The organism is Candidatus Hydrogenedentota bacterium, assembly GCA_019637335.1.
Lineage (GTDB): Bacteria > Hydrogenedentota > Hydrogenedentia > Hydrogenedentales > JAEUWI01 > JAEUWI01.
In genome coordinates, this window is sequence record JAHBVV010000036.1 from 38,524 (window position 1) to 54,120 (window position 15,597).

The window sequence follows — 15,597 nt, forward strand, 5'->3', positions numbered from 1 at the left end:
GGGAGCACAAAAAAGGGTGGCGAAAGCGGTAGTATAGCACATGCTGGCGGGCCCTGCGCGCATGCGCCAAATAGATTGAAGGGGGGCGGTAGCTGCGCGTATGATACCGCCCCCAACCGCAACGCAGGAGGTTATCGCCGATGAACACCCAAGTGACGCTCAGCACGCACCAGCACGAAATCCCCGAAGGGATGCTCGCGCCGCTCCGCGACAGCGCGGACCTCCTGGCGGACCCGGACGCGCTCCGCGCGCGCATGGAGGAGGACGGCTACCTTTACCTGCACAACGTCCTTGATCGCGACGCGGTGCACGCCGCCCGCATGGAAGTTATCACGAAGCTGGGCTCGGTCGGCGAATTCAAGGAGCCCTTCGAGGATGGAATCAGCACGGGGACCAGCCAGCGCGGCGAATTGATCTCCGATCTTGGGGCCTTCTGGCAATCCATTTGCGAGGGCCGGGCGGTCCGCGCCGTGACCCACGCGGGCCCCATCAGGGAGATCATGGAAACCTACTTCGGCGAGCCGGTCCGCGCCTATGACTTCCTCTGGTTGCGCACCATGCATCCGGGCCGGGCCTCGGCCTTCCACTTCGACCACGTTTACATGAACCGCGGCACCGATCGGCTCTGCACGGTCTGGACCCCGCTCGGCGATGTCGCCCTGGAGGAAGGCCCCCTGCTCCTCGTCGAGGATTCACACCGATGGACCGACCTGCACGACCAGTTCCGCGGGCTGGACGTCGACAAGGACAAGAGCCGCCCGGGCCACGTCACCCTCGATCCCGTGAGCCTGGCGCGCGAGCGCGGCGTACATCTGCTGACCGCCGAATTCAAGGCCGGCGACGTGGTAATCATGCCCATGTTCATGCTGCACGGCTCGCTCGATAACCGGAGCCCGCGCGCGCGTGTCCGCATTTCGTGCGACACGCGCTACCAGCCGGCCGCTGAGCCCGCCGATGAACGCTGGGTGGGGGAGAACCCCATCGCCCACGGCCAGGGTTACTCGTCCATGGGCGGCGCCAAACCCGCCACCAGCGACCCGCTCTTCCGCTGAAACCACGGCGTCCTCAGTCGTCGGCGATCTGATACTCCGCAATGACCCGCTTGGCATCCGCCTCGCGAATTGCCTTGTCCATCAGGTCATTGTCGATCGTTTTGGTCGATGTGCCCCGGAGATTGAGGACTTTTCCGACCTCCTTCTCCTTCTTCACCGTGAATTTCAGCTTCTCGAACATTGCGGTCCGCATTTCCGCGGTGAGTCCGCCGCCCTTCTGCGTGATGGTGAGAAGATACTTGGCCATCGATGTCCCTCCTGCGTTCAGCGCGCCCGCGGGGCGTCGCCGGCCGTGTGTGATTAAATGGCGGAAACCTGGGCGTGGCTCATTTCCTTCGAAAGGTGAAACTTCCGCAGCGCCGCCGTCAGATCGTCCGTCTTGAGTCCATTCGGTCCGGTCACGGTCCACGTAACGGAGGATCCCTGGGCCTTTTCCTTGACAATCTTAATCTTGAGCTTCGACAGCAAATCCTCGAGCTGCTTATCCGTAATTCCACCCCGCTTGGTAAAAGAGATTTCGTATTTCATTGTTCGTGTTTCCTCCAACATGCGGCTGCTACTGCGCTAAGACTACCAGATTGAGCGTACGGAGTAAACACGAAGTAACGGTATTCGCGCTGGGGTTACCGGCCTTCGGGGGCATTCACATTCCCCAACCGGCGGCGCGTAAACCAGCGCAAAAGCACGCCGTGCCGCGGCGAAAACACGGCCGCAAGAAGAAAGAGCACGCCGCTCACGGTTGCCATGGCGCCCGCCACCGCGCCATCCAGCCACGCCGCGAGCGCGTAGCCGCCCAGCGCGCTCGCCACGCCGCACGCCACCGATAGCAGCAACATGTGCGATAGGCGATCCGTCAGCAGATACGCCGTATTCGGGGGAACCGTGAGCATCGCAACCACGAGGATCGCGCCGACGCTCTCGAAGGAAGCCACCGTGGTCAGCGACACAAATCCCATCAGGAGATAGTGCCAGAACACGACATTGATGCCTATCGACGCGGCGAGCCCCGCGTCGAACGTGCAGATTTTCAATTGCTTGTAGCAGAGCACCACGAAAAACAGGTTCGCCAGGCAGACCAGCCCGGTCAACCAGAAGGCCCTCGGCCCCAGCGTGTGTCCGCCCCACGACACCGTGTCCAGCGGCGTGAAAATGATCTCGCCATACAGCACGCATTCGACGTCCAGGTCGACCATGCCCGTAAAGCGGCTGACCAGGATCACCCCAATTGCGAACAGCCACGTAAACGTCACCCCGATCGCCGCGTCCGACTGCAGCTTGCCGAAGCGGTTGAGCAAGTCCGTCAAGAATGCCGTCAGCATGCCCGCCGCCATCGCGCCCGCCAGCATCGGCAGGGTGTTCCTGCTGCCGGTCATCAAGAACGCAATGACAATACCCGGCAGCACCGCGTGGCTGATGGCGTCGCCCAGCATGGAAAGGCGGCGCAGCACCAGAAAACAGCCCACCAGCGCGCACGCCGCCGCCACGAGGCTTCCCGTGAGCATGATCCAGATAGCGTCCATGCTCAGCATTTGGAGTCCCTCGCCGCCGCGTCCGGCGCCGCCGGAATCTGCTGGCCGTGCGGATCCGTATCCTCGCCCGCCAGCTCCTGGAGCAGGCGCCGCTCCAGATCGGGCGTCAGGATATGCTCGATTTCCTCCGCGTCGTCGTGCACGTGATCCGGCGCGATCTCCAGTTTCCTCATCAGGTAGAGTTCCCAGAGCCGGTGCAGCCGCGTGATCCGCTCGGCCTCCGCGACGCCCGTTCCGGTCAACACGTACATGCCCTCGCGCGCCTCCTCCACATAGCCCCGGCTGACAAGCCGCTTCAGCGTGCGCTGAAGAAACCCCATCGGCATATCCCGGTGCTGGAGGAGCTCGCTCGGCGAAAGTGGCGCCGACCAGTTTTGCGCCCGCTCGCCGAACTTGTACATGGTGCGCAGTACATTTTCCCGCGCGATCCGGCGGCGAAACCGCTGCAAGCGCAACAGGCGCGCCGCCGCGCCCCGCCGCGGCGCGAACAGGAAGGAGATAATGAAGATCGTTGACACCGCAATCACCATCCACGGCCCCGTCGGCATGCTTGGCCCGAGAAAGCTCGCGTAGGCCCCCGACGCGCCGCTCACCGCGCCGAACAGCACGGCGAGCACCAGCATGATCGAGAGCCGGTCCGTCCAGTAACGCGCGGCCGCCGCCGGGGTCACCAGCATGGCCGCCATCAACACCACCCCGACCGCCTGGAGCCCGATACAGACGGCCAGCACCATCATGGCGGCAAGCGCGAACTCGATCAGGCGCACGGGCAGTCCCAGCGCGCGCGCGAAATCGGGATCGAACGATACGATCTTGAATTCCTTGTAGGCGGTCAACACCATCACGCACATCAACGCGCCGATCCCGCCCAGGAGGTAGACATCCCGCTTCACCAGCGCGGCCGCCTGGCCGAAAAGAAAGGTGTCGAGCCCCGATTGCGCCGCGTTTCCCGAGTTCTGAATGTGCGTCAGCATCAGAATGCCGAGGCCGAAAAATACCGAAAGCACCATGCCCAGCGCGCTATCTTCCTTGCAGCGGGTCCGCGCCACGATCCATTCGATCGCCAGCGCGCCCGCCCAGCACGAAAACGACGCCCCAATCAAAACCGGCAGGGGGGCCTTCGTTCCGGTGATGAGAAAGGCCGCGCACACCCCCGGCAGCGCCGCGTGCGCGAGCGCGTCGCCCAGAAGCGACCGTTTGCGTAAAAACGCGAAACACCCGAGCAGGCTCGCCGCAATCCCCAGAATGACGCAGCCGGCCAATACGTAAGCGACATTGACGCTTGGAAAGGTGAAGAAGGCGAGCCAGGGCGCCAGGCCGGTATCGCTGCTCTCGGCGGGCATGCTGATCCCTTCTTCCGGTTAGTCCGCAACCTTCCGGGCGCGCCACTCGCGTTCCCGGAGCCGCTCCGTAACTTCGCTGAGCAGGTGGAGCCGCCCGCCATAGGTCGTGTTTAGATTTTCCGCCGTGAACACCGTTTCCACCGGGCCAAACGCCACCGCCCGAAGGTTCAACAGCAGCACCGAGTCAAAATAATCGGGCACACTGTGCAGGTCGTGGTGCACCACCACCACCGTGCAGCCCTGCTCCTTCAGCTCCCGCAACAGCGCCACAATGGCCTTCTCCGTCGTCGCGTCCACGCCCGCGAAGGGCTCGTCCATCAGGTAAACGCGCGTTTGCTGTGCGAGCGCCCGCGCAAGAAACACCCGCTGTTGCTGGCCGCCCGAAAGCTGGCTGATCTGCCGCCCCGCAAACTCCGCCATGCCCACCTTCGAAAGGCACTGGTGCGCGATCTCGCGATCGCGGTGGCGCGGCCGCCCGAAAAGCGACAGGTGGCCGTAGCGCCCCATCAGCACCACGTCGAGCGCCGTCGTCGGGAAATCCCAATCGACGGACTCGCGCTGCGGCACGTACGCCACCGACTGCAAGGCGCGGGGCGACGTCTGCCCGAAAATTTTTACGTGGCCCGAGGCCAGCGGCACCAGCCCCATGATCGCCTTGATCAGCGTGCTCTTCCCCGCGCCGTTGGGGCCCACGACTCCGATTAACTCTCCCTCGGGAAACGCCAGATCGATGTCCCACAGCACGGGGCGGTGGTGGTAGGCCACGGTCAGATCATGCACCTCGATCGGGGGCGGGTCACTCGGCGGCATCACCATTTCCCTGTAATCCCTTCACGATGGTGTCCACGTTGTGCTGGAACATGCCGGTGTACGTTCCCGCCGCCGAATCCGGCGCCCCGAGCGCGTCGGAGTACAACTCGCCGCCCAGGCGAACCGTATGGCCTTCGCCCTCCGCGCCCGCGATGAGCGCCTCGATGGATCGGTGCGAGACCGACGACTCCACAAACACCGCCGGTATCTTGCGCTCGACGACCAGTTGAACCAGCCGGTTCAGGTCCTGCAGGCCATACTCCGACGCCGTGCTGATCCCCTGTACGCCCACCACCTCCATACCGTAGGCGCGACCGAAATACCCGAACGCGTCGTGCGCCGTCACCAGCACCCGCCGCGCCTCGGGGATCCGCGCGATCTCCGCGCGCGCATAGTCATCCAGCGAGGCCAGCGTTTGCTGGTAGGCCGCCGCCCGCCCGTCCAGATACGCGCGGTGCAAGGGAAGGCGCTCCACCAGCAGTTCCTGAATTCGCGACGCCACCTGACGCCAGAGGCTCGCGTCAAACCAGACGTGGGGGTCGTACGCGCCGTCAAACTCCGGCGGTTCCCGCAGCAGGGCGGGGTCTATCTTGTCCGTCACCGCGTACACCGGCGTCCGGCTCGCCATGCGGACCAGCACGTCCGTCATCTTGCCTTCCAGATGGAGCCCGTTATAGAGGATCAAGTCCGCATCGCTCAGGCGCCCCAGATCGCCCTGCGACGCCTTGTAGGTGTGCGGATCAATGCCCGGGCCCATCAGCGCGGTCACCGACACATAATCCCCGCCGATTTCCGCCACGGTATCCGCGATGATCCCGGTCGTGCAGGTTACACGCAGGATCCCGGGCGCCGGCCTGTCCTCCCGGGTGGCGCCCTCGGGGGCACACCCCGACGCGATGGCGGCAAGTAGAAACACAGCGGCGGCGCGTAAAGTGCGATAGCAATGCAAGTGTAATGCCTCCTTTCCCAGCGGCGCCCGGGGCGTTTTCAGGCTCGGGCGCGCGTGATACGACAGTCGACCCGATCAGGGTAGCATACAATTAACGCGCATGCAACATATTTTGAAGCATACCTAAAAATATTATCGCAACCTCAAAAAACGCCCCCGTACCAGGGGGAAAAGGCCCGCGCGTAGGGAATGCCTGAACCACGGCGTCATGTCACCGCAGAGAAGTTGTGGACGCGATGCCTGGGTATTCGAAGCCCGACGCCGGAATCGTCAGGCAGCCCGGCGCGCCCCGCTTCGGGAATGCACGCCGCAACATCCCCATGGCGCCTTCATGCAAACCAGGTTGCAGCGTGTCGATACAAGGTAGCGCCAAAGGCTGGGAGCGCAGTCCGAAGACGCGCCGTGGCGGGCGTCCCCGACTGCCGGGCGGCGAGGCCGGCGTGCATTTTCATCCCCGATCGGTCCCCCAACGCGCCATGTGCGGCTGCTCAGGAACCCGGATTGGGCAGGCTCAACGCGCTCACGGTAAACGCCGTGGTTGCGTTGCCCGTCGAATAGTCCGGCTCCAGCTTGATGTGCAGCACATCCAGGCCCGGAAGCGGTCCCCCCGGCAACGGCAATTCGACGCGGTTTGCGCCGGCGCGGCCAAGCACGGCGCCGTCCAGCACGTCCAGCATCAGGAGGTTGCCGCCCCCATCGGAGACGTGCAGGAAGTAGCTGCAGCGCTCGCCGGACTGGCTTCCGCCCGCCCACTCCAGTATCACCGATTCAATCAAGCCGTTGTCCCGGTTCTGCACCCAGTAGATCGGTTCCGCCGAAAGCGACTGGCCCGGAGAATCGCCGCGCTCAAGCGTCTGCCGGAAAAGCGCCATGGCGGCGGGATCCGGCACAATGGCGTCCGCCCAGGCAATCAGCGGGGCGACATCGACCGCAATGGGGGCGCCCGGCGCCTCGCCGCGCGCGATCGTGAGTTGTTGCCCCGCGGAAACCGCCGCCTTGCCCTGCCCGTTGCGCACGAGCACATACCCCGACGCCACGGTCAGTACCGTGCTGTCCGGCAGCGCGTCCACCAGGAAGGACGTCCCGACCACGAGGATCTCGCCCGCGGGCGTGTCCACGCTGAACTTGCGCCGGTCCCGGCCAACATCGAAAAAGGTCTCGCCGCGGTCCACCCGGATGCGCCGGTTGTCTTCCACCAGGAGTTCGCTCCCGTGGTTTACCTTTACCAGCGAAGCGCCGATCAGGGCGAACGCCAGACGCCCGTCCGACAGGGTCTCGAAACGGTCTCCGGGCGCTACAAGCGACTTGAGCGCCGCGCGCTCGTACTCGTCGTCCCCGGCCGACATGCGCAGGACCCCGTTGCCGTCGCTGAACGCCACCATCCCCACCGGATTGGAAACCGCGCGCGCGGTTTCCGTGTTTCCGTTGTACAGAAATGCCGTAACCACCAGCACGATCGCCGCCGCCATCCCCAGAACGGCCCAGGGCAGGTTGTTGCCCCGCGGGCGGGTGTGCTGTGGATCCGTCGGGTGCGAATGCATGTGCGGCGCGGGTTCCATCTCGGGTAAATGCGCCAGCACGCGCGTACGGATCCCCCAGACCAGCCGCTGGTCGGACAGGGCCTCCACCATCCGCTCCGTACAGGCCCGCTGTTCGCCAATCTCGCGGCGGCAGCCGCCGCACGACGAAAGATGCTCTTCGAGGATGCGGGTCTCCGCTCCTCCGAGCTCTCCGTCAATGTAGGCCTGGAACAGGCTGTTTACTTGCGAACATGAGGCCACGAGCCACCTTGCTCCTTTTCGTACTCTTCGGACAGCACTTCGCGCAACTGGCGGGCCGCGCGGTGCAATATCCCCCGGATTTCATCCCGGGACTCCCCGGTGAACTGGCTGATTTCCTCGTAACTCAATTCCTGAAGGTACCGGAGCATCACCGGCAACCGGTACCGCTCCGGCAGCGTGTCAATCGCGCGCTGCACCTTCGCATAAAGATCTTCCCGCGCCAGGAGCGCGTCCGGCCCCTTCCGCGCCTCCTCCATCGTCAGCGTCCGCCGGTGCGGGAGGGGCGTCTCGTGGTTGAGACGCCCGCGATTCTTCCGGAGCCAGTTCGCGGCCGTCCGCGTCGTGATTTCGCGAAGCCATGGACCCAGCTTGTTCGGATCCTTCAGACGGCGAAGTCCCCGGTAGGCGGCCCAGAACGCCTCCTGCGCGACGTCCTCCGCCGCGCCGTAGCGCCCCACGTAATAGTGGGCCGTCGCGTACACCGATGCCTCGTAGCGTTCCACCAGATCCCCGAAGGCATCGGTGTCCCCTTCGAGACACCGCAATACCAGGGCCGCATCGCTCAGAGGTCGCATGATTCACCATTCAAGACATGCCGGCCAGCCGACCCTGCAGCAGGAATCCCGATTAAACTTTCTGTAGTAGGGGTGGCCTGACTGACGAATTTTTGCACAAATCGTTCCTTTTTGGTGCAGTTGCGTCTCGCGACGATGCAAACAGCGCCATTAGCTGCGAAGCACACTGCCCAAATCCTCCGGTCCGGACCCACCACCCAGGGCGATGATAGCCTCGGACCCGTGCCCCGCCGCCTGAAGCGGTCGTACGATATCTTCCCGAAGCCGGGGCACGTAATAGTCTAACACGTTCCCCTGACCCGTCAAGCAAAAGGCGCCCGCCCCGGCCGGAATCAGCGCCGCCTGGCAGCGCGCCAGCGATATGGTCTCGTCTCCCGCCGATATTTCCATCGGCCCGTCGCACGGCAGAATCACGTGGAACGAATGGCCCCCGGTTGAATGCCGACGCGAACCCGACACCGGCAGCAACGCGCTGGCGAAATAGCGGCACGCGCCAAGCAGCGTCACGGGACCGTCGGGGCCCGCATAGGTCAGGGGACGGGCCGCCCCGCCATGCGACGCACCGGGATCCGTTACCCGCGCGGCCTTGTCGAGATGGAGTTCCCGCGGTCGCCCCTGGCTGTCGGCCCGGTTCCAGTCGTGAATTCGGTAGGTCAGATCGCTGTTCTGCTGGATCTCGGCAAGCAGGATGCCCGCCCCGATAGCGTGCACCGTGCCCGCCGCAACGAACGCGGTCGTGCCTGCGGGCGCCGGAAAGCGGCGCAGCAGCGCTTCAGGATTCCCTGCCCGGGCCGCCTCGAAAAAAGCGTCCGGGGAGACGCCCGGCGCGAGGCCGCAGATGAGTTCGCTCCCGGGGTCCGCCGCAAGCACGTGCCACATCTCGGTTTTGCCGGCGTCGGGTTCGCCGAGCGCGGCCGCCGCCTCATCGTCCGGATGCACCTGCACCGAAAGCGTTTCCACCGCGTCGAGCACTTTCAACAGCAGGGGGAAGCGCCCGTGGGGCGTGGGCCGCGCCGTGTCGCCCAGGAGACGCGCGGGATCCGCTTCCAGCAGCGTGTGCAGCGTCTGTCCCCGCCATTCACCGTTCGCGATGGGGCTTTCGAAGCTCGCGTGGTCGGATACCAACCACGCCTCGCCAATCGGCGCGCCGGCCGGCGCGGGCATCCCCAGCACCGTGCGCAACCGATCGCCCCCCCAGATGCGCTCAAAGAAGCCCGGCTCAAACGTAAACAGGGATTGCGTCACCGTGGGTCCTCGCAAGTTCTGCGGCGGGCGCGCCTACTACATTGCTCGATTACGCGATTGGGCCAAGCAGCCTCAGGTACCACGCGAGCAATTCGGGGCCGTAAAACAGGTAGACCATACCCGCCACGGCCAGGTACGGCCCGAAGGGGAGGTAGTGATGCCCGAGCGTAATGTCTTCGTCGCTGCCTTCGCCTTCGGCATCGCCCGCCTTCGCGGCGTCGCGATCGCCCGCGTCGGATGCTTCCGCGCCTTCGGCGGGCTGCGCGGAGAATCGGAAGTACAGCAGCACCGCGACGCCGATCAGGCTACCCAGCACCGACGCCAGCATGATCGTGCCCAGCACGCCCTTCCAGCCGATGAACGCCCCCAGCATCGCCAGCAGCTTCACATCGCCGAATCCCATCCCCGGACGCTTCAGCACGAGCACGGTGATGCGATCGAGCGCGTACAGTATCGCAAAGCCAAGCACGATGCCCGCAAGCGCGTCAAACGGATGCAAAACGCGCAGCCCCGACGCTTCGCCCAGAAACATAGCCAGCACCGAGAGTCCCAGGCCCACCGGTACGCCCGGAATCGTGATCTCGTCCGGTATGGTCCAGTCGGCCAGATCCTGAAACGTAACGACGACCATCGCCGCCGCCAGCAACATGTAAATCGGGCTGGCCAGCGTCATGCCGAAGCGGAGATACACCAGCAGGAAGAGCACGCCCGTCAGGGCCTCGACCAGGGGGTACTGCCAGGAAATCGGGGCCTTGCAATGGCGGCACTTCGCCCCGAGGAGCAGCCAGCTCAGCAGGGGAATATTGTCAAACCACTGAATCGCGTTCATGCACTTCGGGCAGCGCGAGCGCGGGCTCACCACGGATTCCCCGTGCGGCCAGCGGCCCACGCACACGTTGCAAAAGCTCCCGACCAGCAACCCCATGATCAAGGATACCGCCATAAAAAGATTGTTCAGCGGGGTCAAGAATTCATCCACAGGCATGGTCGCTGGCGTCCTCTCCTCGGTTAAGGCACTGGAGTATACGTGCAACCCCCGCACAGGCGCAAACTCGGAAGCGCCGCCGGCCGCCGGTCAGTCCAAGGGCTTGCTCGTAAGCAGCCCGATCCCCCGCCCTTTTTCCCCGACCGCGTTGTAAAACAGGTAGAACGTGTCGTTTCCCGGGTTATGAACCAGCGAAACCTTGTGCGCATGCTCCGCGTCCAGCCCCGCCGGGTGGCCGCCCGCGCGGTAGAGCGGCTCCGGATAAATGGTCCAGCGCTCAAGATCCCGCGAAAACGCCGCCATGATGTGGGCGTGGCCCCGCCCTACCCCGAAAAAAATCATGGTCCAGTGGTCACCGTCCCGATACACCTTGGGATCGGAGGAGAAGACTTCATTGAAACTGCCGTCCGCTCCCACGGGGACCACCGGATTCGCCGCGTGCCGACGCCACGTCAGCAAATCATCCGATCGCGCCAGGCCCGTCTGCTCAATCCGGCCGTTCGCCGCGTTGTAGAAATTGTAGAACGATCCCGCGTGCTCCACCAGCCAAGGCTGGTAAATACAGTCCTTTTCCCATTCGCCCACATCCTCCTGGTGAACCGAGAGAATCGGGTCGTCTATCGCGCGCCGCCACGTGAGGCCATCTTCGCTGATCGCCACGCCCTCGTAGCCCGGCCGCAATTCGTACCCCCCCTGGCGCGGATACGCCCCGTAAAGCGACCAGAATTTCCCGTCCCGACGCTTCAGGACCCGCGGCGCCTTCAAGTCGTAGCTGGTGTAGAGGTAGGCCCCCAGCACCACGCCGCCATGGTCGAAGGATCCCTCCGGGCCATAACCCATGGCGAGCCGGTAGTCCGACCAGTGGATCAGGTCCGCACTTTCCGCGATGAAGCTCTGGTAACCGTTTCCATCGAACCCGATGAAACTCATGTACCACAGCGGATCGCCGGGCAACTGAAACACCGTGGGCACATCGGTCATTTTTACCCCCGCAAAGCCGGGGATTTCCGGAGCGGGGGGGATCACGTGGTCGGGGTAGTAATGCCAGCCGCGAAACGGCGCCGACCAGGCCTGGACCGCCTCCGGATTAATCTCGCCGGCGGATGCGCCAATCAGACCGATCAGGATCAAGAATATCGCCAGTACACGCACCATCAATCTCCAGTGGGGCGCGGACCGGCTGAAGTCGGTGCTCCCCGAGAGGTTCCAGGGTCAATCCGTGGTCCGCCCCGCCATAAACGCGTCCCAGAGGTCCTTCCGGATAAACGTCGGCATGAGCACGCCGGGGCGCAGCCCATGCATCTCGACATGGTACTCGTTCTTCAACCGCGACTGCACCGCGGGCGCGGTCTCCGGGCTCGCGAGAATAATATCCGCGTCGCAGTTCTCCGGCAGGTTCGGCCAATACCCGACGTTCGGATAGGCCCGGAAATACCACGGCAGCGGCCAGTAATCGCCGCCCGGGCGAAACACGTTGATGTGCAACTGCTCACCGCGCGGGTGCACCGCCTCAATCCCGTCCACGCGATCCGTCAATCGCCGTATCGCCGAGCTCGTGTGCGCGTACACATACGGATTCCGCACATCCGCGCCGTAGGTGAAGATCCCGCGCCACGTCTGGCCCGCCAGCTGGATGCACCCCGCCGCCAGCACCAGGGCAACCGCGGCGCGCCACCACACCGCCCGCGACGCCCCGAGCAGCCGCCACGCCCCCAGCCCCGCCAGCAGGCACAGCGGATGCAGAAAGATAAGCAGGTTCCACGGGGTCTTGTAGGGAATGATGGAAAAGCCAACGAGTAAGAACAGGGTGTAGGTCAGGAGAAAGCGCTGAAGGAAGATGAGATCCGGCGTATACACCGTGCTGCAGTAATAATCCCCATCGGAGCTAGAATGCGCTCTACGCATACCCAGTGGCCGCCAAGTGCAGGTGATGCCGCCAACCAGCGCGAGCCCGAGGATCAGCCCCTCGCTCCACCGGGGGCCCGCCTCGCGGTAGTAGTAGCCCAGCAGCCAGAGGTAGTAATACCACGGGTGCTCGTGCAATCCGCTGCTCCCGTGCCCCTCCGCGCGGCCCAGATACGTCGTGTACGTCAGGATCGAGTCCAGTGGACCTCGCGCGTGCGTAAAGAACGACGAGAAGAACAGCACCGACACCGCCAGGGCCATCCCCAGCGCCGCCGCCAGGTGCTGGAAGTTCAAGCCCACAAACCAGGAATGTGGCGCCGGCTTCTCGCCTGAGTTCTCTCGGCGAAGCTGCCGGGCTGTTCCCACGCCGCCACCCGCGATCCAATCAAGAAACCAACTCGCCACCAGCGCGCCCAGCATCGCCACAACCACCAGGACACCCGTCTCCTTGGTCGCGTGCAACAGCCCCAGGAACGCCCCGGCGGCCAGGGCCCAGCCGATCCGGCGCGATCGCGGATAGTGAAATCCACACCACACCAAGCCCGCCGCGAAGAATACAAACAGGGTCTCCTGAATATAGTAGCGGCTGTAATACACGAGGCCATGCGACAGCCCCACCAGCAGCGCGCCCAGCAGCGCCGCGCGGCGGTCGATGGGGGAGAGGATCAGCCAGGAAAGCAGCACCAGCCCCAGACCAAACGCGGCCGGCACGAGCCGGATCGCCGTCTCGCCCATCTCCACTTTCGAAGTTACCCCGCCCGCCCACAACACCGGCAACGTCAGGTAGTACAACGTCGGGCCGTGGTGCTCATACGGGTCATACGCGTACTCCCCGGTCTCCAGCAACACCCCCGTCTTCATCGCCTGGTTCGCCTCATCCCCGTGCATGACGCGATAGTCGAGATCATAAAAGCGCAACACCGCCGCGCCGGCCAGCACAAGCAGCAACAACCCGATTTCTATAATCCGTAAGCCCTTCAAATCAACTCCAGCCTCGTTCCAATCCAATGCCAACCGGAATCCACCAACCCCGTCATCCACCCCTCATTCCGCCTGCGGCGGACGCGCCGCACCCAGAAACTCGTTCCCACGGTCCCCCGTGGGAATGCGTTCCGTTCCGCTCGGCGGAACAACGCCAGCAAAAAACACCCTTCACTCTTTCCGCCTGCGGCGGACGTGCCGCACCTTCACTCTTCCCCCAACTCCCGCCCCCAGACCTCGATCTCGACATAATGATTGAAATCACCATCCGAATTGCCCCGGCTGTAGAAGCGCACATACCGCGCCGGCGCCCCCTTCGCGTCGAACAGACGCCCGTCGCTGTTGTCGATGTACTCGTTGTCCTCGCCCTGGCCCAGCCCGCTCGAATTGTCAAAATCGTTGTTAAACAGCGTCGTCACGCCTGTTTTGAACTCGGGATCATCGGAAATCTGACCGATAACATCGAAATACACCCGCGCGCCCGCGTGAAAGTGCCACACCAGGATGGCGTACAGGTCGTGCGTCGCCCCCAGGTCGATCTGCACCCACTGCGTCCCCCCCGGCAGCTCCACCAGGCTCGTTTTCGCGAATTCCTTGTCCCCGTCGACGATCTCCGCCAATTCCCCCACCAGCGGCGCCGCGCTCGACCTCACCGGCTTGCCCCGCGACACCACCCGCGTGCCCTTGGGCGCCACATACGGCTTGCGGTCCTGGTAGACACTCGCCTCCAGCTTCGGGCTCCAATACGAGATCACCGTGCCCCCGTAAAACGGCTCCGGAAGTTCAAACGACAACACCTCGTCATCCGCCCCCGCGGCCGTATCCGCCGGCGCGGACCCGCAACAAAGCGCGGCAACAACAAGAACATGAGGGAGAACACGCATACTTGACTCCAGAACACCACAACAACTGAACCCGTCACCCACCGCCTCACCCTTTCCGCCTGCGGCGGACGTGCCGCACCTTCACCCGCCCCAGACTTCCACCTCGATAAAATGGTTAAAATCATTCGCCGTGTTGCCCTGGCCATACACCCGCACATAACGCCCCCGAACCCCCTTGGCATCGATCAGGCGGCCCTTGTTGCTTTCGACGTACTCCTTGTCCTCGCCCACGCCCAGACCGGCGGAATTGTCGAAATCGTTGTTGTAAATCGTTGTCACGCCGTCCTTGAATTCCGGATCGTCCGAAACTTGCGCAACCAGGTCGAAGTACACGCGGTTCTCCTCATGAAAATGCCACACCAGCACCGCGTAAATGGCTTTGCGCTCTTCCAGGTCCACCTGCACCCACTGGAGCCCTTCGGGCAACTCCACCAGCTTCGACTTCGCGAAGGCCTTGTCCCCATCGGTCAGCTGCGCGAGTTCCCCGAAGTTTGCGGGCGCGCTCGCGGTTACGGGTTTACCCCGTGAGACAATCGCCGTGCCCTTTGGCGCAAGAAAGGGTGGCCTGTCCTTGAAATCGGGTTCCTCGAAGTTCGGGCTCCAGTGTGGAACCGGCGTTCCGCCGAACGATGCCTCGGGAAGCTCGATATTGATCGCCTCCATCTCCTCCGCCGCCGCGGGGAAACAGCCAATCAATCCCAACGCCATCGCCCATACCAGGATTCGTGCCGCACGCATGCCAATGCCTCCTTTGCCCGGCGCTGCCGCCGTCGGTTTCGTTCCGTCCATGATAGCAAAAAGCCCCCGGCCGCGCGACCGGGGGCTTCTATCGAACTTGGTCTACTTCAGGGCGAGATTACTTGCCCCAGACTTCCACTTCGATAAAGTGGTTGAAGTCGTTCGCCGTGTTGCCCTTGCCATAAACGCGGACGTAGCGGCCCTTGGCGCCCTTGGCGTCGATCAGGCGGCCCTTGTTGCTCTCAATGTATTCTTTGTCCTCGCCCACGCCCAGGCCGGCGGAGTTGTCGTAATCGTTATTGTATATGGTCGTGACGCCATCCTTGAACTCGGGATCGTCCGAAACCTGCGCCACCATGTCGAAGTACACGCGGTTGCCCTCATGGAAGTGCCACACCAGCACCGCGTAGATGCTCTTGCTCTCTTCCAGGTCCACCTGCACCCACTGAAGGCCTTCCGGCAGCTCGACCAGGCTCGTCTTCGCGTAGTCCTTGTCGCCGTCCGTCAGCTGCTTCAGTTCGCCCAGTGTTGGGTTCGCGCTGCCGGTCACCGGCTTGCCGCTGGAAACGATCGACGTGCCCTTCGGCGCCATGAACGGCGGGCGATCCTTGAAATCGGGCTCTTCCAGGTTCGGACCCCAGTAATCCAGCGGCGTGCCGCCGAAGAAGGCCTCCGGAAGCTCAATTTCGATGGCTTCCAAGTCCTCCGCCACCGCGGAAGGAGCCACCATCCCGCCGAGCAACGCCAACGCCGCCACGGCGCATACTGCAAAACGCGCTTTACTCATTTCATTCTCCTTAGATACAGCCAGGGTCGTAAC

Annotated in this window: 16 protein-coding genes; 1 reads left to right on the plus strand and 15 read right to left on the minus strand. The window is 64.0% G+C overall.

Features of this window, described 5'->3' with window-relative positions; genetic code table 11:
- Window positions 1-140 precede the first annotated feature (140 nt).
- On the plus strand, window positions 141-1,052 hold the full coding sequence (locus KF886_24610) for a phytanoyl-CoA dioxygenase family protein (GenBank protein ID MBX3180541.1): 912 nt from the start codon (window positions 141-143) through the stop codon (window positions 1,050-1,052).
- Between the two features lie 13 nt (window positions 1,053-1,065).
- Here KF886_24610 and KF886_24615 read toward each other — a convergent pair whose 3' ends face one another.
- The 15 genes from KF886_24615 to KF886_24685 all read right to left on the minus strand — a co-directional run bounded on the left by KF886_24615 (window position 1,066) and on the right by KF886_24685 (window position 15,507).
- Window positions 1,066-1,299 (minus strand): hypothetical protein, encoded by a 234-nt coding sequence (locus tag KF886_24615; GenBank protein MBX3180542.1) that lies wholly within the window; start codon window positions 1,297-1,299, stop codon window positions 1,066-1,068.
- Between the two features lie 53 nt (window positions 1,300-1,352).
- Window positions 1,353-1,580: a hypothetical protein gene (locus tag KF886_24620; GenBank protein MBX3180543.1), complete on the minus strand. Its 228-nt coding sequence runs from the start codon at window positions 1,578-1,580 to the stop codon at window positions 1,353-1,355.
- 95 nt (window positions 1,581-1,675) lie between these two features.
- Complete coding sequence (locus KF886_24625; protein MBX3180544.1) at window positions 1,676-2,578, minus strand: metal ABC transporter permease; 903 nt, start codon at window positions 2,576-2,578, stop codon at window positions 1,676-1,678.
- Window positions 2,575-3,897 (minus strand): metal ABC transporter permease, encoded by a 1,323-nt coding sequence (locus KF886_24630; GenBank protein MBX3180545.1) that lies wholly within the window; start codon window positions 3,895-3,897, stop codon window positions 2,575-2,577. The genes KF886_24625 and KF886_24630 overlap by 4 nt, the downstream gene beginning before the upstream one ends.
- A 45-nt stretch (window positions 3,898-3,942) precedes the next feature.
- Window positions 3,943-4,740 carry a metal ABC transporter ATP-binding protein gene (locus KF886_24635; protein ID MBX3180546.1) on the minus strand — a complete coding sequence of 266 codons (798 nt, stop codon included), beginning with the start codon at window positions 4,738-4,740 and terminating at the stop codon, window positions 3,943-3,945.
- Window positions 4,721-5,683, minus strand: a complete 963-nt coding sequence (locus tag KF886_24640) for a zinc ABC transporter substrate-binding protein (GenBank protein ID MBX3180547.1) — start codon at window positions 5,681-5,683, stop codon at window positions 4,721-4,723. The genes KF886_24635 and KF886_24640 overlap by 20 nt, the downstream gene beginning before the upstream one ends.
- A 488-nt stretch (window positions 5,684-6,171) precedes the next feature.
- Complete coding sequence (locus KF886_24645; GenBank protein ID MBX3180548.1) at window positions 6,172-7,464, minus strand: FecR domain-containing protein; 1,293 nt, start codon at window positions 7,462-7,464, stop codon at window positions 6,172-6,174.
- Complete coding sequence (locus KF886_24650; GenBank protein ID MBX3180549.1) at window positions 7,443-8,039, minus strand: RNA polymerase sigma factor; 597 nt, start codon at window positions 8,037-8,039, stop codon at window positions 7,443-7,445. Before KF886_24650 ends, KF886_24645 begins: the two co-directional genes overlap by 22 nt.
- 150 nt (window positions 8,040-8,189) lie before the next feature.
- Window positions 8,190-9,284 (minus strand): class I mannose-6-phosphate isomerase, encoded by a 1,095-nt coding sequence (locus tag KF886_24655; GenBank protein ID MBX3180550.1) that lies wholly within the window; start codon window positions 9,282-9,284, stop codon window positions 8,190-8,192.
- A gap of 49 nt (window positions 9,285-9,333) precedes the next feature.
- On the minus strand, window positions 9,334-10,269 hold the full coding sequence (locus KF886_24660; GenBank protein ID MBX3180551.1) for a prepilin peptidase: 936 nt from the start codon (window positions 10,267-10,269) through the stop codon (window positions 9,334-9,336).
- Between the two features lie 90 nt (window positions 10,270-10,359).
- Complete coding sequence (locus KF886_24665) at window positions 10,360-11,424, minus strand: hypothetical protein (protein MBX3180552.1); 1,065 nt, start codon at window positions 11,422-11,424, stop codon at window positions 10,360-10,362.
- Between the two features lie 57 nt (window positions 11,425-11,481).
- Entirely contained in the window at window positions 11,482-13,155 is a 1,674-nt protein-coding gene (locus tag KF886_24670) for a TIGR03663 family protein (GenBank protein ID MBX3180553.1), read from the minus strand.
- 206 nt (window positions 13,156-13,361) lie between these two features.
- Window positions 13,362-14,039 carry a hypothetical protein gene (locus KF886_24675; GenBank protein MBX3180554.1) on the minus strand — a complete coding sequence of 226 codons (678 nt, stop codon included), beginning with the start codon at window positions 14,037-14,039 and terminating at the stop codon, window positions 13,362-13,364.
- An 81-nt stretch (window positions 14,040-14,120) separates the two neighbouring features.
- Window positions 14,121-14,777 (minus strand): hypothetical protein, encoded by a 657-nt coding sequence (locus tag KF886_24680; GenBank protein ID MBX3180555.1) that lies wholly within the window; start codon window positions 14,775-14,777, stop codon window positions 14,121-14,123.
- A gap of 118 nt (window positions 14,778-14,895) precedes the next feature.
- Window positions 14,896-15,507 (minus strand): hypothetical protein, encoded by a 612-nt coding sequence (locus tag KF886_24685; protein MBX3180556.1) that lies wholly within the window; start codon window positions 15,505-15,507, stop codon window positions 14,896-14,898.
- Between the last annotated feature and the right edge of the window lie 90 nt (window positions 15,508-15,597).